Genomic DNA, 18,665 nt, shown 5'->3' with positions numbered 1-18,665 from the left:
TTCGGGTCCTGGGGTCGCGCTGCCTAGGACCGGCAGGGCCAGGCAGCCGCCGGATCCGCCCCGTACACCGGAGGAGGATGTTCCCATGACCCGCAACGAGGAGTTGGGAGACTTCCTGCGCGCTCGGCGCGCGGCGCTCGATCCGGTCGCACTGGGAATCATGGACGAGCAAAAGCGGCGTGTTCCCGGTCTCCGGCGCGAGGAGCTCGCCCGGCTGGCGGGCGTGAGCGTGGACTACTACACGCGGCTGGAGCAGGGACGCCCGATCGAGCCGTCTGATGCCGTACTGGACGCGATCGCCGGCGCGCTACAGCTTGGCCGGGCTGAACGGAACTACTTGCAAACCGTCGCCGTTCGTCCGCGCCCTGCCCGCACACGTGGCAGTCGGTCCGCCCAGGTGCTGAGGCCGGGAGTCTTCGCGCTCATCGAGCAGCTCGGGGATGTGCCTGCCTACGTCCTCGGCCGCCGTACCGACGTCCTCGCGGCCAACCGGGCGGCACGGGCGCTTCTCGCAGACTTTCCGGCCATGCCGGCCAAGCACCGCAATGCCGCGCCCTGGGTGGTGCTCGACGAGGCGGCGCGATCCCTGTGGGCGGACTGGGAACGGATCGTCGCCGAGCTGGTAGGGGCGCTCCGGATGGACGCGGCCCGCTATCCCGACGATCCCAAGACCACCGAGCTCGTCGGTGAGCTGTCGATCAAGAGCGAGCACTTTCGCAAGTGGTGGGCCGAACAGAAGGTGGTCGAGTTCGCCCATGGCCCGAAGCGTCTGCACCATCCGATCGTCGGCGACCTGACATTGGAGTCCGAAGTCGTCACCTTCCCCGGCGAACCGGACCAGGCGCTGTTCGTCTATCTCGCCAAGCCCGGTACGTCTTCCGAGCATGCGCTCCGCATGCTGACGAGCTGGTCGAGCCCGTCAGCGCCTTCCATGGACGTCGGCTAGCGTTCGATCCATCACGCAGACCCAGGCCTCGGTGTTGACCAGCAGGATCTCACCCCCGGTGGTACCCGTTGCCGTGCCGGAAGCCGGCCAGAGGCAACGATCAGCAGTCTTGCAGTCGAGCACGTTTGCCAAGATGAACCTCCGCACCGCAACCAGACACGGCCTGCTAAGCGAACCGCCGACGCGGGCCGGTGGGGAGGGCGGAGCTGGCCCCCTGCTTCCTGGGACTCGGAGAGCCACCCTGCGGGCAGCATCGGCAACCGAACCGCGCGAGGATGAACCCATGGAGCGGAACGAGAAGCTCAGCGATTTCCTGCGTGCCCGGCGGGCGGCGATGGACCCGCAGAGCCTGGGCATCCACGATGCGTCCCCGCGCCGGGTGCCCGGGTTGCGGCGGGAGGAACTGGCCGCTCTGGCGGGTGTCAGCGTGGATTACTACACGCGACTGGAACAGGGCAGGCCGATCACCCCGTCAGAGTCAGTCCTGAACGCGCTGGCGAACGCACTACAGCTCGATGCCGCCGAGCGCAGCTATCTGAACGCGGTCGCGCGCGGGCACGCGCCGAGCCGGCGCCGTACCCAGCGGACGGTGCAGAAGGTACGGCCCGGGGTGCACTCCCTGCTGGCCCGCCTGACGGACATCCCCGCTTTCGTACTGGGGCGCCGAACGGACGTGCTGGCCACCAACCGGATGGCCCGTATGCTCCTCGCAGACTTCAACTCGATGCCGGCCAGAGACCGTAACGCCGTACGTTGGATCATGCTCGACGAAGCGGCCCAGTTTCTGTTCGGGGAGAGCTGGGAACAGGTCGCCTCCGTGTTCGTCGGGACGCTGCGGATGGACGCCGCCCGTCACCCCGACGACGCACGCACCGCGGAACTCGTGGGCGAACTGTCTATGAAGAGTGAGCCCTTCCGCCGGTGGTGGGCCGTACAGAAAGTCGTCCAGTTCGGTCACGACACGAAGGTTCTCCACCACCCCGTCGTGGGCGAGCTGACGCTGCGCACGGAGGCACTGACCTTTCCTGACGATCCCGACCAGGCTCTGTTCACCTTTCTCGCCGACCCCGGATCGCCGTCAGACGAGGCGCTGACGATTTTGTCGTCGTGGGCCACCGGTTCGCAGGCCGACCGGACCGAACCGTCCCGGGACAGCGGCCGCCCTCAGAGCAGCCGTTCAGATCTCTGACCCTGGGACCTCTGACGCAGCGTACGAGTCGTAGTCCGGCTGCGCCGTCCAAAAGTACGCGTCGCCAGTTCCGCACCCAACCGTGCCTTGACGCGGGACTACACCGCCAGTGAGGCGGACGAGGGGCGCGCGCAGAACTTGATCTAGGCCAGTTCGCCGGCGTCAAAGCGGAGGACGGATGCGATCCTGACCGGTCGCCCCATGATGTCACCAGTGAAGAAGGCCGTGCGCTTGTTGTCGCTATTCAGTCCGAGATCGTTCCGCTGCCTGGTGCCGTAGATCAAGGTCGCGTGTCCGAGCACCCTGCTCGGCAGGGGCTCCGGGGACACACTTTTACGTAGGACCGGGCTGTGGAAGGTCAGCGACGGCTTACGAGTTGGTGCGTGATAGCGGGTGAGGCGTCGTGTCCGGCTGGTGGCATGATCCGATTGTGGCGATCATGGTCAATCGGGCGGTGCTGGCGCATCAGCTGTTCACGGGCATCTCTCAGCGTCATCTTTTCTGTCTGATCGAGGAGTTGGCGCTGCCGTGGCAGGCTGGCCTTGAAGGCCGCCGTCATGCTGCACGGGGCGGGGCCAGGAGGCGGGCTGCTGGTCCGGGGCCCGTCACCAGCTGGTGTTCGTCGACCGTTTGGTGGCCGCGCTGATCCATCTGCGGCATGACTTACCGCATTCGGTGCTCGGCCTGCTGTTCGGCGTCGACCGCTCCACCATCACCCGCGCGATCGCAGAAGTACGCGTGCTCCTGGCCGAGCGGGGGTGCGCGGTCCCCGACCGTCCCGGCCTGCGATTGCGCACGCTGACGGATGTGTTCGCCTATGCCCAGGCCGAAGGAATCGAGCTGCGGCTGGACGCCACCGAGATCCAGGTCCGCCGACCACCGGCCGGCCGTGGTGGCCGGCGCGCGTTCGTCTCGGGCAGGAAGAAACAGAACACGATGAAGGCCACCGTCATCGCGGACTGGCGGGGCCGCACGTTAGGGACCGATGCCCTGCGACCTGGTCGTATGCACGACGCGACGGCCGCACGCAACGAGGGCATCGCCATCTGCTTCCAGCACTTTCCCGACGTCGAGGTCCTGCTGGACGACGGCTGCCTCGGCCTGAGCCGCGACCACCGCGGGCAGGCAATCACCCCACCGAGAAAGCCGCGGCCCGGAGCACCGCCCAGCAGGGTTGAGCAGTGGGAGCGCGACCGTCACTGGCACTCCTCCGACCGCATCACCGTCGAACATGCCCTCGCCGACCACAAACGCTGGAAGCAACTGACGCGCTGGACCCACCGCCGCGACCGACTGCCCGACACCTACCGTGCCATCGCCGGCCTCGTCTCCGACCGCACCATCACCATCTGAAAACAGGCCACGACCAGGCCAAACACGCCTCACCCGCTATCACGCACCAACTCGTTAGCTGAAGGAGCCGAATACCGAACCCATTAGGCTCTTACGGCGGCCGAGGAGGTCGGCGGGAGGGATTTCGATCGCGCTGGCGTCGGCTGGTGCCGCGCCGGTGACCACGACGCCTCCGCCGGTGATGGTGGAGCGCAGGGCCGGACCGGTCATCGCGACCGGGCCGGCACAGACGAAGGAGTGGTCGACTCCCAGGCCGCCGGTGAGCTCCAGGACGCCTCGCTGTACGTGCAGTTCGGTGTGGCATAGGCCAACGGCTCTGACCTGCACCTGCACTTCGGTCGGGTCGGGGGGATCAAGAATGATCGTCTCCATCGAAAGGGGGGGCCCGATATGACGGAAGAGCGCGGCCCGTGTCTCGGTCATGGTGTGTCCAATCGGGACCGACCACCGCACAGGTGGCGTTCGGCCAGCAGATGAGCGGACAACGGCTCCGGCTCGGTTCTGGGTGCCGTCGTACGGCCGCCGACGGACTCAACGACTACATGCACCATGAGTTCCCTTAACGAACTCTCCTGGGAGACTCGCCGTAGCACGGTGAGTTCATTCACTGAATCGAAGACAGGGCTCCAGTGGCGGGGGAAAGTGGACGCCCCGCTGGCAGCTCCGAAGCGGTGCGCCTGCCGCGCCCGCGGGGCACCCGTGATGGTGCCTACGACGAAGTGAACTTGGCGCGCCGCTTGTCTGCCGCCTTGTCCGACTTGGTCTTGAGAGTTCAGTTTGTCGAAGGCAGAGCCTGCTTGCCGGGAGGGCTGGAGGTGTCCGCAGCCTTCGAGACGACGCACCCCCGGGACTTCGGGAGCGTGACTCGATAGCTCCGCTTGGCTATCTGCTGGGCAATGTCGGGAAAGTTGCCGATCCGGCCGCCGTACTGGTAGTCGTGACACACAACGTTGAGTTCCTTACCGATGATGAAGGTGGGAAGCTGCTTTCCGTCTTTGGTGGTGAGGGCCGCGACGTCGTTCCACAAGGTCGGGGGGAGAGCTGGGCGGGGTGTCATGCTGTCTGTGCCCCGGTTCCGGCGGACCGCCGGCCCCAGAGCCTCATCGTCGCCTGCACCAGCCCCGGTTCGACGGTCCCTCTTGGGTCAGCCGCGCAGCGGCCGGAAGAATGCGCGGATGTCGCCGACCAGCTCCTCCGGCCTCTCCAGCGCCGCGAAATGGCCGCCTTGCTTGTACTCGGTGAACTGGGTGACGTTGTAGCAGCGCCGTACCCATTCCTCGGGGGGCGAGACGATCTCCTTGGCGAAAGAGGCGTACGCGGTCGGAGTCGCGACGTACCCGGGATCGAGCATGCTCATCATGCCCTCGGCGTGCAAGGCCTCGTAGTAGAGGCGTGCGGAGGTAGCAATAGAGTTGGTGAGCCAGTAGAGCGTGACGTTGGTCAGTATCTCGTCCTTGCTGAACACGGACTCGACGTCACCGTCGCAGTCGCTCCAGGCGCGGAACTTCTCCACGATCCACGCGGCCAGCCCGGCGGGCGAGTCGGACAGTCCTGAGGCGAGAGTTGACGGGCGGGTGCCCTGGATCTGGCTGTATCCGCTTTCCTCCGCGAGCCACTTCTGCACTTCCGCCTGAAACGTCTGCTCACGGGGTGTGAGCGGCGGCGAGTTCTCGTCAAGCACAGGCATCTCCCCGAGTAGGTTCAGGTGGATGCCAGCCACGCTGTCGCCGTGTTCGCGGGCGAGTCGGCTGATGATCTGTGCGCCCCAGTCACCGCCCTGCGCGCCGTAGTTCGAGTATCCGACTGCCCCGGTCATGAGCTTGTCGAAGAGGTTTGCCACGGGTCCCAGGCTCAGCCCCGGTGTGCCGGGATGCGGCGAGAAGCCGTAACCGGGCAGGCTTGGCGCGACCAGGTCGAAGGCGTCCGCGGGGTCTCCGCCGTGCGCGGCGGGGTCGGTCAGCGGGCCGATGATCTTGTGCACCTCCCAGAACGATCCCGGCCAGCCGTGCGAGAACAGCAATGGGAAGGGGCGCGGCCCGACGCCCCTGGCGTGCACGAAGTGCACCGTGTTGCCGTCGATCTCGGCAAGGAACTGGGGCAACGCGTTGAGTCGTTCCTCGGCGGCTATCCAGTCGAACCGAGTACGCCAATATTCCACGAGTTCGGAGAGATACCCGGGCGGCGTTCCGTGTTTCCAATCCGAACCGGACAACGCCGGTGCGAACCGCGTTCTGTCCAGTCGCTCGCGGAGGTCTACCAGCTGGTCGGGGCTGGTTACGCTACGAAAGGACGTATTTTCATGCGGTGACTTACCTTTCACGGCGACCGGCGAACTCTCCGCAAGCCTGGTGGTTTGAAGCAAACCGGGTGGAGGCGCCTGGAACCACGCCGAGAGGTTCCCTTGCGTTCCTAGGACGCGCAGGACCACCTACGACTCGACCGCGTCATCAACGTGTCCGCGTAAAGCCGGTCAAGTGTCCGCACGGCGAGCCCCCGTCGCTCGTGACACTGAGCGGTGGGGGCTCGCCGTGCGGAGAGGGTTTCAGATGGTGGGGTGTTGATCACGGACCGGGCTGAGGGCCTCCAGGAGTGAGGCGCTGTGCAAGATCGTCGACTCCGCATACCACTTGCTCGCCAGCTGCACGGCGATCGGCATGCCGTCGCTGCTCGTGCCGAATCGCACGGACAGGGCCGGGAGTCCCGTCAGGTTGAACGGGACGGTCGTCGACGACACGTGGAAGGCGCCCACAGTCTGGCCGTTGAGGGTGAAGTCCCCGAGCTGGTGCTCGTGGGTGGGGATCGTCGTCACCGGGAGCAGAAGGAGGTCGTACGAGTGGAAGTACTCAGCGAAGCTGTCCCGGAGCCGCCCGACACCCTGTTCAGCCCGGACGTAGTCCTCCATCGATGTGTCGGGGAGGCTTTCCACGAACTTGGAGTACGTGAACATCTGGTCTTCATCGCCCGCGGTGATCTCCTGGAAGGCGGGTTTCACCTCCAGGAGGCTCAGCTTGTTCCAGAGGTCGAGAGGGTTGTCCCGCTCAAGGGCCGGGATGCTCACCGCGTCGACCTCGGCTCCCGTCGTCCGCAGGGCGTCGGCGGCCTCCCGTACGGTCGCCGCGATCTCCGGATCCGTCGGGCCGAGTCCCGAGTCGACCAGCCAGCCCACCCGCAGAGGCCGGTCGGGGTCGGCGCCCAGGCCGGTGTCGAACTCGGGCGGGGTCGTGGCGTAGCCGTCGGCCCCGTCAGGTCCTGCCAGGAGCGAGTAGGCGAGGGCGAGGTCGCGGATGGTGCGGGCCCGCGTGCCAGTCACGGCGCGGCGCCCGTGGCCAGATGCCCGTCATCGGGACGCGCCCGTGCGACGGCTTGAAGGACACCACACCCGTGTCGGCGGCCGGCCCGCGGATCGAGATGGACAGGTCCGTCGCGAGTCCGAGCGGTGACATGCCGGTGGCGATCGACGTGGACTCCCCGCCACTCGAACCGCCCCCCGTCGCGGAGGCGTACGCACAGGTCTCCGAGGTGTACGCATCTCTGCGGATCCTGATCAGCGGCGATGACTCCGACATGGCGATCTTCATGATCGACCAGCCCAGTACGGTTTTCGGTGGCATCTGAATTCAGGAAGTCGCCGAGGTAGGCGTTCAGCTCGACCGCGACGTAGCAGGGCTTCTTCGGGAAATCGGAGTCGAACCGCCCTCGGTACTTACCGACTCGGTGGTCTCTTCCCCCACCTGATCTTCCGCTCTGACGGGCCGCTTACGCTTGCGTCGTCGTCGCGTCACCGACACGCAGGAGAACCTTTCCGCCGCGGAGTGTGTGTACCGCCGCCTCGCGTACCTCGGCCAGTGGGTAGACGGCTGCCACGGGCATGGCGAGCGCGCCGAACCGGACCAATGACACCGCTTCGTCGACGAGCGGTACGAGCTTGGTCGCGCGGTCGAAGGCGCCAACGAAGAACTTCGTTACGGTGATCCCGCGGTCGGTGACCACCGCGTCCTGTGGATCGACGTCGATTCCGTAGCTCCCGTAATCCACCACGGTGCCGCCGGGCTCCAGAAGCCGCAGCAGTGTCGTGGCGGCCTGTCCGCCGACCGCCGCGGCCGCGAGCCGCACCCGGCCCTGGCCGATCAGCGACCGGATCTCCTCGGCGGCGTCCGGCCCGTCGACGACGACGATGTCGGCGCCGGCGGTCTTCAGTTCCTCGACCGCCTCGGGGCTCCGGACGAGATTGACGGTTCGTACACCCCGGGCCCGCGCGAACGCGATCAGGGCGCGCCCGACGCCGCCGTTCGCCGCGTTCTGTGCCACCCAGTCGCCCGGCCGGAGCGGGACGAACTCGTCCAGGATCAGCCCTGCGGTCGGGGGATTGCTGGCGAGCATGGCGTACTGCCGCACGTCACCTTCCGGCAGGGCGGTGAGTCCGGCGGCCGGGACCGTGACCAACTCGCGCCAGGCGCCGCTGAGGAGGGGCAGGACCACGCGGTCGCCGCGCGCGACACCCGTCACGTCCGGTCCGGTGGCTACGACGCGTCCGACGCCTTCGTTGCCGGGGACCGCGGGCAGTGGCGGTTCGAAAAAGAGACCGCCGACGAAGGCGAGGTCGTGCATGTTGACTGGCGAGTACTCCACAGCGACGACGACCTCGTCCCCGACGGGCTCCGGCGGGTCCGGCAGGTCGGTGACGGTGAGCACGTCGTCAGGGCTGCCGAACGCGGTGATCTGTACGGCTTTCACGGTGACTCCACGAGTTCTGGGAGGGAAGGAAGGGGCGTACGGCGGCCGCCCTGCGGTCGAAGCTAATCAATTCTGTACTGGAACGTCAATAACCCGTAGTAGCGGCGGCTCCGAGTTCTGTACCGCTTCGTCACTATGGCCTACACTGTGCAGATGGCCAGGCCACGGAGTTTTGATGAGCAGACCGTGCTCGACGCGGCGATGCGGCAGTTCCGGCTCACGGGGTACGCGGGGACCACGCTCGACGACCTCTCGGCCGCGACGGGTCTGGGGCGCGGGAGCCTCTACGCGTCGTTCAGCGGCAAGCATCCGCTGTTCCTCCGCGCGCTCACGACCTATGCCGAACAGGGTCTACCTGCGCTGGAGCGGTTTCTGGCGGGCCCGGACGAGTCCGCCGTCGACCGACTCCGCGAGTTCCTGGTGGGCAGTGCGCACTCGGTGCTGGACGATGCCGAGCTCAAGGGCTGCATGGCCGGCCAATTCGCGCACGAGGTCGGCGCACGGGACGCGAAAGCCGCGCCCATCATTCGGGACACGCTTCTTGGCCAGCAGTGTTTGGTCGCCGCGTGTGCGGAGGCGGCCCAGCGAAGTGGTGACATCGAACCGTCGGCGGACCCGATGACCATCGGCGGCCTGGTCATCAGTCTCACCCGTGGCTTTGACATCATGGCCAAGGCCGGTATCGACCGCGACACGCTGGACGCGGCAGCGCACCAGGCGTTCACCGGGCTCCCGCTCACGTCCCGGTATCGGGAGCGTCACTCGCCCTGAGGGGTCTGCCGCACGATCGGGTGACATCTTGACCTGACCCACATCTCGGGTTCCAGTTCTAGTGGCTAACTGACAGCCCTTCACGGAAGGCTGGCAGTCATGCCTCGTCCCTATCCTCCGGAGTTCCGGGCGCGTGCCATCGCGCTTGTCCGCGCCGGCAAGCAGGCCAAGCAGACGGCGGTGGAGCTCGGCATCCATCCCGTCACGTTGTCTAAGTGGCTGCGGCAGGACGACATCGACAACGGGCGGCGACGGGAACGCCGTCGAGCGAGTCTACTGCGCGGCGGTCCTGGACGCATTCAGCCGCAGGATCCTGGGCTGGTCCATCGACTCACGGCAGGACTCCACCCTCGTGGTCAACGCACTGGACATGGCCATCCGCAACCGCCGCCCCAAGCCGGGCGGGATCGTTCACGCCGATCACGGCACCCAGTTCACGTCCTGGGTCTTCGGGGAACGGATCCGCTCCGCCGGCCTCCTGCCGTCGTTCGGCACCGTCGGGGACGGCCTGGACAACGCGATGATGGAGTCGTTCTGGTCCTCGATGCAGATCGAGCTGCTCAACCGCAAGCGCTGGAAGACCCGGGTCGAACTGGCCAACGCGATCTTCGAGTTCATCGAGATCTTCTACAACTGCCAGAGACGACATTCAGCACTGGGCTGTCGCACCCCCATCGAGTACGAACTACTCTCCGCACAAGACACCATCCACGCAGCCAGTCAGCCACCCCAGCTGGAACCCAAACCGTGGGGCAGGTCAACCTGTCACTCGAACCTACATCAGACCCAATTGCGGAGCGGTTCACTGGGGAGAATCTGGGGAGTACGAGCAGCTCTGGGGAGCGCGTGGAGAGAATCAACCGCGTAACCGGACGCGAGCTTGAAAGGCCCAAAAGGACGAATCAGCCCAGGCCAGAGCCCCATGCAGTGACATCACCGCGGGTCAGTGCCCCCAGGTAGACAACTTCAAGAAGGTCTCCTCGTTCCACCCGCTTCGCGTATCACTGCCCGCGTCCACGAGTCCCTCTCCGGTTCGGTCAGATAAGTAAACATCCACTCCTTTGTCGCCAGCAGACAAAACCCTCTCACTCGTCGTTTACCCATCGCATGAGCCGTTGCAGCGGGTAGAAGCCGTCGTGGGAGAGGCCCGGCGGCATTCCGCCCGCCCTGCCGAGGGAGACCACGCGCTGGACTCCGGCGCAGGCGAGGGCGTCGCGCAGTTCCGCCTTCCGGCTGTCCGGGTACACGCCGACCGTCTGTGTGGCGACTCCGGCGTGGGCGACCGCTTCTGTCAGCTCGGCGACGGGGACGACGTCGACGATCTTTCCGTCGGGGTGGAAGTCGACCGGTTCGGGCGAGCGGATCACCAGGCCCCGGCCGTCGTAGCCGCCCCACACCCGGTAATCGGGCGTCATGGACCGCAGGACGTCGATCTCCTCGCGCAGTGCCGTGGTGACCCGTGGGCCGTCGGCCGAGCTGAACTCCCTTGCCACGCCCAGGCGTTCGCACAGCAGGGCGGCGTAGCGGTCGGCGTCCTCCCACGAGCCCTCGACGAACTGGAAGCGGCTTGCCACACACGCCTGTTGGTTGAAGAACGTGGCGTCGGCGGCACCCGCTTCAGCGGCTCGGGCGAGGGTCTCGGGGGTCTCGAACGCCTCGCGGCCGATGAGCGAGATGGACGTCTTGGGGTCGAAGGAGACGAGTTCGAAGCCCGGACCGACGTACCGCAGTGCGCCGCGAATCGTGGACTCACCGCCCCAGGCGACCAGTTTGTCGAAGAACTGGGGGCGGAACAGCACGCTCTCCACCGTCTCGTCGCCGCCGCGCCAGTACACCGCGGAGAACGAGCGGACCACGGGGTGACCGGGGGCCACCGCCGCCATCGTGCGCAGGATCGCGGTCGCGGTGAACAGGTCGTTCGAGGGCAGCTTCAGCAGGTTGACGCCCTTGGTGAGGGCGCCGCGCACGACGGACATCGCGGCGACGCCGGGGGCGTTGCCGGCGATGACGTGCACCAGGCGCGGTGGGAACGCGCGGGTGGCCGCGGTCCGGTTGTCGGGCAGGCGTACCTCGCGCCAGCCGTCGAGCACGTCCGATCCGCCGAGTTCGTGGTCGATCTGGGCGTACAGGCCCGGCCGTTGGAAGCTGCGCCACAGCACGGCGTAGGCGCGTTCGAGGACCTCCGCGGGCAGCGGGCCGACCCCGACCATGCGGTCGAGGGCCTCGGCGAGCAGGCCCTCGCGGTCCGCCTTGAGTGCCTCGCCGGTCTCCACCAGCAGGTCGACGATCTCGGCGATGGGCACGTGGAAGGCGGGGCCGGGTTCGGTACGCGGCCAGACGAGGCGGTCCAGGTCGAGTGCCGGTGCGGTGAAGGCGGAACCGGCGCGGCCGTACGCGACGGGTGAGCCGTGGTCGACCTCGCCGCGCACCACGTGCACGACCTCGGTGTCGGTCGTGGTGCTCATCCGTGGATCATCCCCCGCACATAGGAGTCGAGTGTCGCGGCGCAGGTGATCTTGTCCTCGCCGCCCAGGTCGCCGTAGCGCCGGATGTCCGGCAGGACGACCGGTCCCGGTCGGTCGCAGGCGCAGGGCGAGAAGTCGACGAGGACCCGGTCTCCGCTGATCAACCCGCCCCAGCGGCCCTCCAGGGATACGTCCAGGAAGGCGAACCGGCCCTCCACCACTCCCTGTTCGGTGTTGAGCAGCTTCTCGCCCGGCTCGTCCAGGACCAGCGGGATCACCCACGGCGGCACGTGGTAGTTGCCCGACTCGCAGGCCAGGCAAGAGCCCTGAAGTTCCGTCATGCCGTAGCTGCGCACCCGCCGTACACCGTCGTAGAAGGCGGCGAACTGCTGCTGGTAGTCGTCGGGCAGGACCCCGTTCTTGTTGCCGCCGCCGCTGAGGACCAGCGTGTCCGGGTGGAGGCTTCCGTCGGGTACACCCTGGGCCCGAAGTGCCTGGATCAGGGTGAACTGCTGGTTGTTCATGCCGGCGATCAGGAGAGGCTCGGTCCGGTGGGCGGCGATGTCGTCGACGATCTGGGCGACAGCCGCGCCGAGTTCGGCCTCTCGGGCCCCTGACGCGGCCTCGAAGGAGCTGATCTCCTGTGGGGTCGCGGTGCCCTCCGCCATCCGGCGGCGCAGCAGGGCGCTGCTCATCAACTCCGAGACCCGCATGGGGTCCTCGGTGAGCAACCGTGTCCGTCCGGGCCGTGCGAAGACGTCCGCGTGCCAGCGGTAGCCGTCGATCGAGCGCATCGGACCGCTCGCCGGTGCCAGGAGATAGCCGCGGCGAGTGGGCTCGGGCGGCAGCGGGTCGGGCCAGCAGGTGAGGTTCTCCAGGATGTCGTGCAGGAAACTCAGGTCGCTCGCGTCGCAGTTGAGGAAGGAGACCTTTCCCGAGGTGCCGCTGGTGATGTACGGGCGATGGCCGGCGGCGGTGACACGGTCCGCCCATTCGTCGATGTCGGTCACGCCCTCGACGTCGACGTCGCCCGGCTCGACCACCGACACCGTCGTGTACCAGCGCAGGAGCCGGTCCCACCGGCCGCCGGTGATGAGGGAGAGGGGGTACGACTTGTAGCTGGTGTGGGAGAACAGCAGGGGGACGAGGTCGTCGGGGTTCTCGATCCCGTGGACGCCGCTCTCCGCCGCTCGGGTGCGCAGCAGCGGGATGCGCTCGCGGTGCGCGGCGAAGGCCTCGCGCGCTGCTTCGAGCTGCAACTCCCGGAGTTCCCGGGCGGGTTGGTCGAATGTGTCACCGGACCGGACGAGGGCTCGGATCTGCTCACGTGCGCTGGGCACGGCAACCACCTCCATCAGTCATGACGTCGGGTTGTTCGCGAGATAGGAGGACTCGATGGCGTCGAGGTCTCCGCGCAGTTCCTTCGGGGTGCCGGTCATGACGACCCGGCCCCGGCGCAGGACGTAGACGCGGTCGGCGATGTCGAGCACCTTGCGCACGTGCTGTTCGACCAGCAGTGCGCCCAGGCCCTGGTCGGCCGCCTCGCGGACGGCGCGCAGGAGACGGTCGACGACCAACGGGGCGAGGCCCAGGGAGAGTTCGTCGGCCAGGAGGAGCCGTGGGGTACGGCACAGGGCGCGTGCCAGCGACAGCATCTGCTGCTCGCCGCCGGACAGCATGCCCGCGCCGGTCCTGAGGCGTTTCTCCAGTTCGGGGAAGAGGGCTACGGCCCGGTCGGGGGGCACGCGCCCGACCCGTAGGTTGTCGGTGGTGTCGAGGCGGGTGAACACCGCGCGTTCACCGACGTAGGCGAGGCCCTCGCGGGCGCGGCGGTGCAGGGGCGCGTGGCTGGGGGTGCCCAGCCAGCGAACCTCGCCGCTCATCGGGGTCAGGTCGCCGGACAGCGCCCTGAGGGTGGTGGTCTTGCCCGCGCCGTTGGGGCCGAGCAGGGCGACGACCTCGCCCGGCCGGACCTCCAGGTCGAGGTCGCTCACGACGGGTCGGGTGCCGTATCCGGCGGACAGGGCGCGGGTCGCTATCAGGGGCACATCTGTGTCGTGCACGAGGTCTCTCCTCAACCGGAGTCGGCCGGGGGCGGCGGAGTCGGCCGTACCGAAACGGGCTCAGCCGTGCGACGCGGCTGTCAGCTCCTTGCGTACATCGACGAAGGTCGACCCGGCCTTCGCCCATTCGATCTTGCCGTCGCGGATGGTGAGTTCGGTGGCGGTCGTGTTGTGGATCCGGTCGAGTCCCTTGATCGGCAGGGCCGTCGACGCCTTCCAGTTCAGGGGCGGGGTCAGGCCTCCGGTGTCGATGCCGGAGGTGGTGTTCAGCTCCTTCACCAGCGCCTCGGCCGAGATCGTCGGCAGCTTCTTGGCGGCCTCGGTGAAGACCTTGAAGGCCACCCAGGTCGTGGCGTTGGCGCCGTTGGTGGTGTCGATGTCCTTGCCCTTGGCCGCCGCGACGAAGTCCTTCCAGACGGCGTCGGAGGTCGGCGGGTAGTAGCCGGTGATCGCGGCACCCTCCAGCGGGCTGCCGCTGCCGCCGGTGCTCGCGGCCAGCTGCGGAGTGAGGTTGCCGACGACGCTGGCGAGCTTGGTCTTGTCACCGGACTGCACGTACGACTTCACGAACAGGCCGGAGGCGGTGCCCATGATGACGCTCACGCAGTCGCTGCCCTTCGTCGCGGCGACCTGGGGGGCGAGGTCGGTGGCGGTGAGCGGCACCTTGAGGTCCTTGGGCGGCGCTCCTCCGGCGGAGACCACGCCGAGGGTGAGGAACTGCGAGACCACGGCCGCGGCGGCCACGTCGTACCGTACGCCGGTGATCTTCTTGCAGCCCTGCTCCACCAGTTGGCGGCCGTGGGCGGCGAACACGACCGGGGTGCCGCCGTTGACCGGGAAGGACAGCGGGTTGGAGAACTCCGCGGCGGAGACGCCGGTCCCGCCGATGTACGGGATGCCGGCCTTCTGCAGGACGGGCATGTAGCGGTCCCCGGCGAGGCTGTAGGAGCCGACGACCGCGGCCACCTTGTCGGCGACGGCCTGCTGGGCACACTTCTCGGCCTCGTCCGGGTCGCCCTTCTCGTTGCAGAACTCGACCTTGAGAGGTCCGCCCTTGATCCCGCCGTTGGCGTTGATCCACTTCTCGTAGGCGGTGGCGGTGAGGTGGATACCCGGCTGGGCGCTGCCCTGGGTGTTCTCCGGCGCCCAGACCATCACCTTGACCGGTGTGCCCTTCAGCGAGGAGGTCTCGGCCGAACTGCTTGCCGCCTCTCCCCCGCACCCTGCCAGGAGCAGGGCTCCGGTCGCCGTGAGACAGCCGGCCGCGACGCTTCTGCGTCGGCGTGAGTCGTTCATGGTCCCTCCGCGGGGCTCGCGCCCAAAGTGGGCGACGTCGAGATGCCGAACAGCATGGGGTGCGTTTTGAGGTTAGTGAAGTACTCTCGGCACAATTATTTAAATGAATACACTGTCTCGTCCCGCATCTGGGAGGTTCCTCGGATGGACGACGTCCTGCGTTTCGCCCTGCTCGGCCTGGGGCTCGGCGCCCTCTACGCGCTCACCGCGCACGGCATCGTGCTGGTCTACCGGGGCTCCGGCGTCCTGAACTTCGCGCACGGCGCGATCGGGATGGCCGGTGCCTACGTCCAGTGGGAACTAGCCGTCAACCACGGCGTGCCGTACTGGCCCGCCACCGCGTGCGGCGTACTCACCGCCGCCGTACTGGGCGTGCTCACCCACCTGTTGGTGATCCGCCCGCTGCGCAGGGCGTCCACCCTGGCCCGACTGGTCGGCACCCTCGCGGTGTTCATCGTGCTCACCGCGATCGCCGTCAAACGCTACGGCGACAGCCTGCAGTTGGTGCCGGGCAAGCTGCCCACCCGGCTGCTGACGATCGCCGGGGCGACGGTCTCCGAGGACCGCGTCTGGCTGCTCGGCATCGCGCTCGCCGTGACCGCAGTACTTCATCTCCTCTACAAGCGCACCCTGTTCGGCCTGGGCACGACCGCGGTCGCCGAGAACGAGGGCATCGCCGCCTCGCTCGGCTGGTCCCCGGACCTGATCGCCGCCGGCAACTGGGCACTGGGCTCCGCGCTCGCGGGGCTCACCGCCATCCTGATCGTCCCGGTGATCGGTCTGTCGGTGACCGGGCTGACCACGCTGCTGCTGAGCGCGCTGGCCGCCGCCCTGGTCGGCAGGTTCTCGTCGTTCCCGATCACCCTGGCGGGCGGTCTGATCATCGGGGTCGCGCAGTCCGAACTGACGCGCTTCGGCTCGGGCGTCACCGGACTCGCCTCGTCGGTGCCGTTCCTCTTCATCGCCCTGGTGCTGGTCGCGCGCGGCCGGGCGCTGCCGCTGCGCGGAACATTCCTCGACCGCCTCCCGGCCCTGGGCACCGGCAGGGTGCGCCGCGTCCCGCTCGCGCTCGCCGTGGTAATCGGGCTGGTGCTGGTGAGCCTGTCCACCCCGCTGTGGGCCGACGCGATCACCAGCACCCTGGTGCTCTCCCTCATCATCCTGTCGATCATCGTGGTCACCGGCTACGCGGGCCAGGTCTCGCTCGCGGCCTACGCCCTCGCCGGGACCGGCGCCTTCATCGCCGGGCACGCGGCGGCGGACTGGGGCTGGCCCTTCGAACTCGCCCTGCTCGCAGGCGTGTTGGGGACCGTACCGATCGGCCTGCTGTTCGCGCTCCCGGCCGTGCGCACGCGCGGGGTCAATCTCGCGATCATCACGCTCGGGCTCGGCACCACCCTGGAGGCGATGGTCTTCCAGAACACCGACCTGTCGACGACTCCCGGCAGCGACGGCATCGCGGTCGGCAACCAGACTCTCTTCGGCATCAGCATCTCCGGCGTCGACCATCCGCAGCGCTACGCCGCCGTGGTACTCGTCCTGTTCGTGGCCGCCACGCTCGTGGTCGCCAACGTCCGCCGCAGCCGCACCGGCCGCCGGCTCATCGCCGTACGGGCCAACGAACGGGCCGCCGCCGCCCTCGGTATCGACGTCCGCGCGGCCAAGCTCTACGCCTTCGGTCTGTCCTCGGCCATCGCCGCACTCGCCGGAGTGCTCACCGGCTTCCGCTCGACGTCAGTAGTGTTCTCCGACTTCGCGAGCTTCGACTCCGTCACCGCGCTCGGGCTCGCCGTCATCGGCGGTGTCGGCTTCCTCGTCGGCCCGTTGTTCGGCGCCACCTTCGCCGCGGGCACGGTCGGCGCCCGGTTCGGGGACCTGATGCTGCCCGGGCTGAGCGAGTGGATGCCGCTGATCGGCGGGATCGTCCTGGTGCTGACCCTGGTGGGCAACCAGGACGGTATCGGCAAGGAACTCGGCAGGCAGGCAAGGGGACTTGAGCGAAAGCTGCGCCCGCAGCGCGCCACCGTCGTGCCCGAGAAGGACACGGCTCCCCTGCCGGACGTACCGCGCGCCGCACCGCTCCCCCTGCAGGTGCGCGAACTCACCGTCCGCTACGGCGGTGTCGTCGCCGTCGACGGACTCTCGATGGACGTCGAACCGGGCCGGGTGGTGGGCCTCATCGGCCCCAACGGCGCCGGCAAGACCTCCGCGATCGACGCCGTCACCGGCTTCACCCGGGCCGCGTCCGGCAGTGTTCGCCTGGGTGAGTGGGATGTGACCCGGGTGCCGGTGCACCGGCGGGCCGGGGCCGGGCTGAGCAGGTCCTTCCAGTCGCTGGAGCTGTTCGAGGACATGACGGTCCTGGACAACCTCTACGCCGCCTGCGAGCGACCGGGCCGATGGACCTGGCTCACCGACCTGGTCCGGCCAGGCAGCCGCCCGCTGCCCGCCCAAGTATTCGTCGCGGTAAGGGAGTTCGGACTCCAGGACAGTCTGGACCGGCCGGTGGGAGACCTGTCGTACGGGGAACGGCGGTTGCTGGCGATAGCGCGGGCGGTGGCGACCTCGCCGTCCGTGCTGCTGCTGGACGAACCGGCGGCGGGGCTGTCGGACGACGAGACACGGGAGTTGGCCCAGCTCGTGCGACGGCTGGCCGAGGACTGGGGTATGGGGGTGCTGCTCGTCGAGCACGACGTCGACATGGTGATGAGCGTCTGCGACCAGGTCGTGGTGCTGGACTTCGGCCGCCGGATCTGCGCCGGCACCCCGGACGAGGTGCGCCGCGATCCGACGGTCCGGGCGGCCTACTTGGGCGACTTGGAGCCGGAGACGACAGCCTGAGAGCGGACGGCACCTGGGCCGAGGCGATGACATACGCCTCGGCCCGGGCCTGCCGTCCGCCGCCACGCGGGCCGGGACAACCCGGCGGCACGACGCGACCAGGCGCGACGTCTCAGGCCGCGATCCGCTCGGCGAACTGGCCTACTCCGACAGCCGGTTGGAGGGAACACACGCACGCCGATTCTCGAAGGTCCACCCCGGCGGGCCTACGTCACGCCTCGCGCAGATCCGCCACGTAGGGCGCGTGGGACAGCAGTCCCCCGTCGACGCGCAGGGTGTGCCCGGTGATGAAGGCGGACTCGTCGGAGGCGAGGAAGACGACGGCCGAGGCGACGTCCTCCGGCTTGCCGAGGCGCGGGGTGAGGTGATGGCGGAGCATCTTCTCCCGGATCGCCCCGTGCGCCGAACCGGCGCTCGCCGGTGTGACGATGAACCCCGGGGCGATGGCGTTGCAGCGCACGCCCTGCTTGCCGTACTGGGTGGCGACGTACTGCGTGAGGTTGATGAGGGCGGCCTTCGAGGCGCCGTACGCGGGATTGCGCAGGTCGCCCGCGAGTCCGGCGCCGGACGAGGTGTTGATGATTGAGCCGGCGCCGCGGGCGATCATGTGCGGGACGGCGGCCTGGATGGCGATCATGGTGCCGCGCAGGTTGATCCGCATGGTGTCGTCCCAGACCGCCGGGTCGGCCTCCAGGACGGCGAGGTCCTGGCGGGCCGCGAGGTGGGTGGCCGCCGCGTTGTTGTGCAGGACGTCGAGGCCGCCGTACGTGTCGACCGCCGTGGCCACCATGGCCCGTACGGAGTCGATGTCACCGAGGTCGACCGGGACCGCGGTGGCGGATCCGCCAGCGGCCCGGATCTCCTCCGTGACCGCCTTGGCGCCGTCCAGGTTCAGATCCGCTACGACCGTGTGGGCGCCCTCGGCTGCCAGGCGGCGGGCGGTGGCGGCGCCGATGCCGGATGCGGCCCCGGTGACGATCGCGATCCTGTCGTCGAGTCGTCCCATG

Annotated in this window: 14 protein-coding genes and 3 pseudogenes; 7 read left to right on the top strand and 10 right to left on the bottom strand. The window is 68.4% G+C overall.

Annotated features, from left to right (window positions below; all coding sequences use genetic code 11):
- The first annotated feature begins 85 nt into the window (after positions 1 to 85).
- The 3 genes and pseudogenes from SSP08S_RS32870 (at position 86) to SSP08S_RS32855 (ending at position 3,488) form a co-directional block, all read left to right on the top strand.
- Complete coding sequence (locus tag SSP08S_RS32870; protein WP_019071916.1) at positions 86 to 946, top strand: helix-turn-helix transcriptional regulator; 861 nt, start codon at positions 86 to 88, stop codon at positions 944 to 946.
- Between the two features lie 133 nt (positions 947 to 1,079).
- A complete protein-coding gene (locus SSP08S_RS32865; protein WP_245608002.1) occupies positions 1,080 to 2,135 on the top strand; it encodes a helix-turn-helix transcriptional regulator in 1,056 nt (351 codons plus the stop codon).
- 439 nt (positions 2,136 to 2,574) lie between these two features.
- Positions 2,575 to 3,488, top strand: a pseudogene (locus SSP08S_RS32855) (transposase).
- A gap of 54 nt (positions 3,489 to 3,542) precedes the next feature.
- On the opposite strand, the gene SSP08S_RS32850 reads toward SSP08S_RS32855, so the two are convergent.
- The 4 genes and pseudogenes from SSP08S_RS32850 to SSP08S_RS56330 form a co-directional block, all read right to left on the bottom strand.
- A complete protein-coding gene (locus SSP08S_RS32850) occupies positions 3,543 to 3,911 on the bottom strand; it encodes a zinc-binding dehydrogenase (RefSeq protein ID WP_019071912.1) in 369 nt (122 codons plus the stop codon).
- Positions 3,912 to 4,260: 349 nt separating this feature from the next.
- A complete protein-coding gene (locus SSP08S_RS32845; protein WP_019071911.1) occupies positions 4,261 to 4,515 on the bottom strand; it encodes a hypothetical protein in 255 nt (84 codons plus the stop codon).
- A gap of 117 nt (positions 4,516 to 4,632) precedes the next feature.
- The gene (locus SSP08S_RS32840; protein WP_051106031.1) at positions 4,633 to 5,808 is read right to left on the bottom strand and encodes an epoxide hydrolase family protein; all 1,176 of its coding nucleotides are present in this window, start codon (positions 5,806 to 5,808) and stop codon (positions 4,633 to 4,635) included.
- Between the two features lie 222 nt (positions 5,809 to 6,030).
- A pseudogene (locus tag SSP08S_RS56330) lies at positions 6,031 to 6,931 on the bottom strand (amidase).
- Here SSP08S_RS56330 and SSP08S_RS63685 point away from each other — a divergent pair.
- Positions 6,870 to 7,103 carry a hypothetical protein gene (locus tag SSP08S_RS63685; protein ID WP_051106030.1) on the top strand — a complete coding sequence of 78 codons (234 nt, stop codon included), beginning with the start codon at positions 6,870 to 6,872 and terminating at the stop codon, positions 7,101 to 7,103. The pseudogene SSP08S_RS56330 and the gene SSP08S_RS63685 overlap by 62 nt on opposite strands.
- Positions 7,104 to 7,244: 141 nt before the next feature.
- Here SSP08S_RS63685 and SSP08S_RS32830 read toward each other — a convergent pair whose 3' ends face one another.
- Positions 7,245 to 8,222 (bottom strand): zinc-dependent alcohol dehydrogenase family protein, encoded by a 978-nt coding sequence (locus SSP08S_RS32830; protein ID WP_019071907.1) that lies wholly within the window; start codon positions 8,220 to 8,222, stop codon positions 7,245 to 7,247.
- 153 nt (positions 8,223 to 8,375) lie between these two features.
- Here SSP08S_RS32830 and SSP08S_RS32825 point away from each other — a divergent pair, with 153 nt between their 5' ends.
- Positions 8,376 to 8,993: a TetR/AcrR family transcriptional regulator gene (locus tag SSP08S_RS32825; RefSeq protein ID WP_026179029.1), complete on the top strand. Its 618-nt coding sequence runs from the start codon at positions 8,376 to 8,378 to the stop codon at positions 8,991 to 8,993.
- A 99-nt stretch (positions 8,994 to 9,092) separates the two neighbouring features.
- Positions 9,093 to 9,681 (top strand): annotated as a pseudogene (locus SSP08S_RS59680) (IS3 family transposase); the annotation flags it as partial.
- A 397-nt stretch (positions 9,682 to 10,078) separates the two neighbouring features.
- Here the strand turns inward: SSP08S_RS59680 and SSP08S_RS32815 are convergent.
- Genes SSP08S_RS32815 through SSP08S_RS32800 form a run of 4 tightly spaced genes read right to left on the bottom strand, consistent with a single transcriptional unit; the run spans position 10,079 to position 14,817 of the window.
- Positions 10,079 to 11,458, bottom strand: a complete 1,380-nt coding sequence (locus tag SSP08S_RS32815; RefSeq protein WP_019071904.1) for an acyl-CoA reductase — start codon at positions 11,456 to 11,458, stop codon at positions 10,079 to 10,081.
- Positions 11,455 to 12,798 (bottom strand): phenylacetate--CoA ligase family protein, encoded by a 1,344-nt coding sequence (locus SSP08S_RS32810; RefSeq protein WP_019071903.1) that lies wholly within the window; start codon positions 12,796 to 12,798, stop codon positions 11,455 to 11,457. Before SSP08S_RS32810 ends, SSP08S_RS32815 begins: the two co-directional genes overlap by 4 nt.
- A gap of 18 nt (positions 12,799 to 12,816) precedes the next feature.
- A complete protein-coding gene (locus SSP08S_RS32805) occupies positions 12,817 to 13,521 on the bottom strand; it encodes an ABC transporter ATP-binding protein (RefSeq protein ID WP_019071902.1) in 705 nt (234 codons plus the stop codon).
- A 60-nt stretch (positions 13,522 to 13,581) separates the two neighbouring features.
- Complete coding sequence (locus SSP08S_RS32800) at positions 13,582 to 14,817, bottom strand: ABC transporter substrate-binding protein (RefSeq protein ID WP_019071901.1); 1,236 nt, start codon at positions 14,815 to 14,817, stop codon at positions 13,582 to 13,584.
- Between the two features lie 144 nt (positions 14,818 to 14,961).
- Between SSP08S_RS32800 and SSP08S_RS32795 the strand changes: the two genes are divergently transcribed.
- On the top strand, positions 14,962 to 17,658 hold the full coding sequence (locus tag SSP08S_RS32795) for an ABC transporter permease subunit (RefSeq protein ID WP_019071900.1): 2,697 nt from the start codon (positions 14,962 to 14,964) through the stop codon (positions 17,656 to 17,658).
- A 211-nt stretch (positions 17,659 to 17,869) separates the two neighbouring features.
- On the opposite strand, the gene SSP08S_RS32790 is transcribed toward SSP08S_RS32795, so the two are convergent.
- Positions 17,870 to 18,664, bottom strand: a complete 795-nt coding sequence (locus SSP08S_RS32790) for an SDR family NAD(P)-dependent oxidoreductase (protein ID WP_019071899.1) — start codon at positions 18,662 to 18,664, stop codon at positions 17,870 to 17,872.
- Position 18,665 lies beyond the last annotated feature (1 nt).

The sequence above is a fragment of the Streptomyces hokutonensis genome (assembly GCF_000376565.1).
Classification (GTDB): Bacteria; Actinomycetota; Actinomycetes; order Streptomycetales; family Streptomycetaceae; genus Streptomyces; species Streptomyces hokutonensis.
Note: the sequence above shows the minus strand (reverse complement) of the source record. Positions and strands in the feature narration are given on the sequence as shown.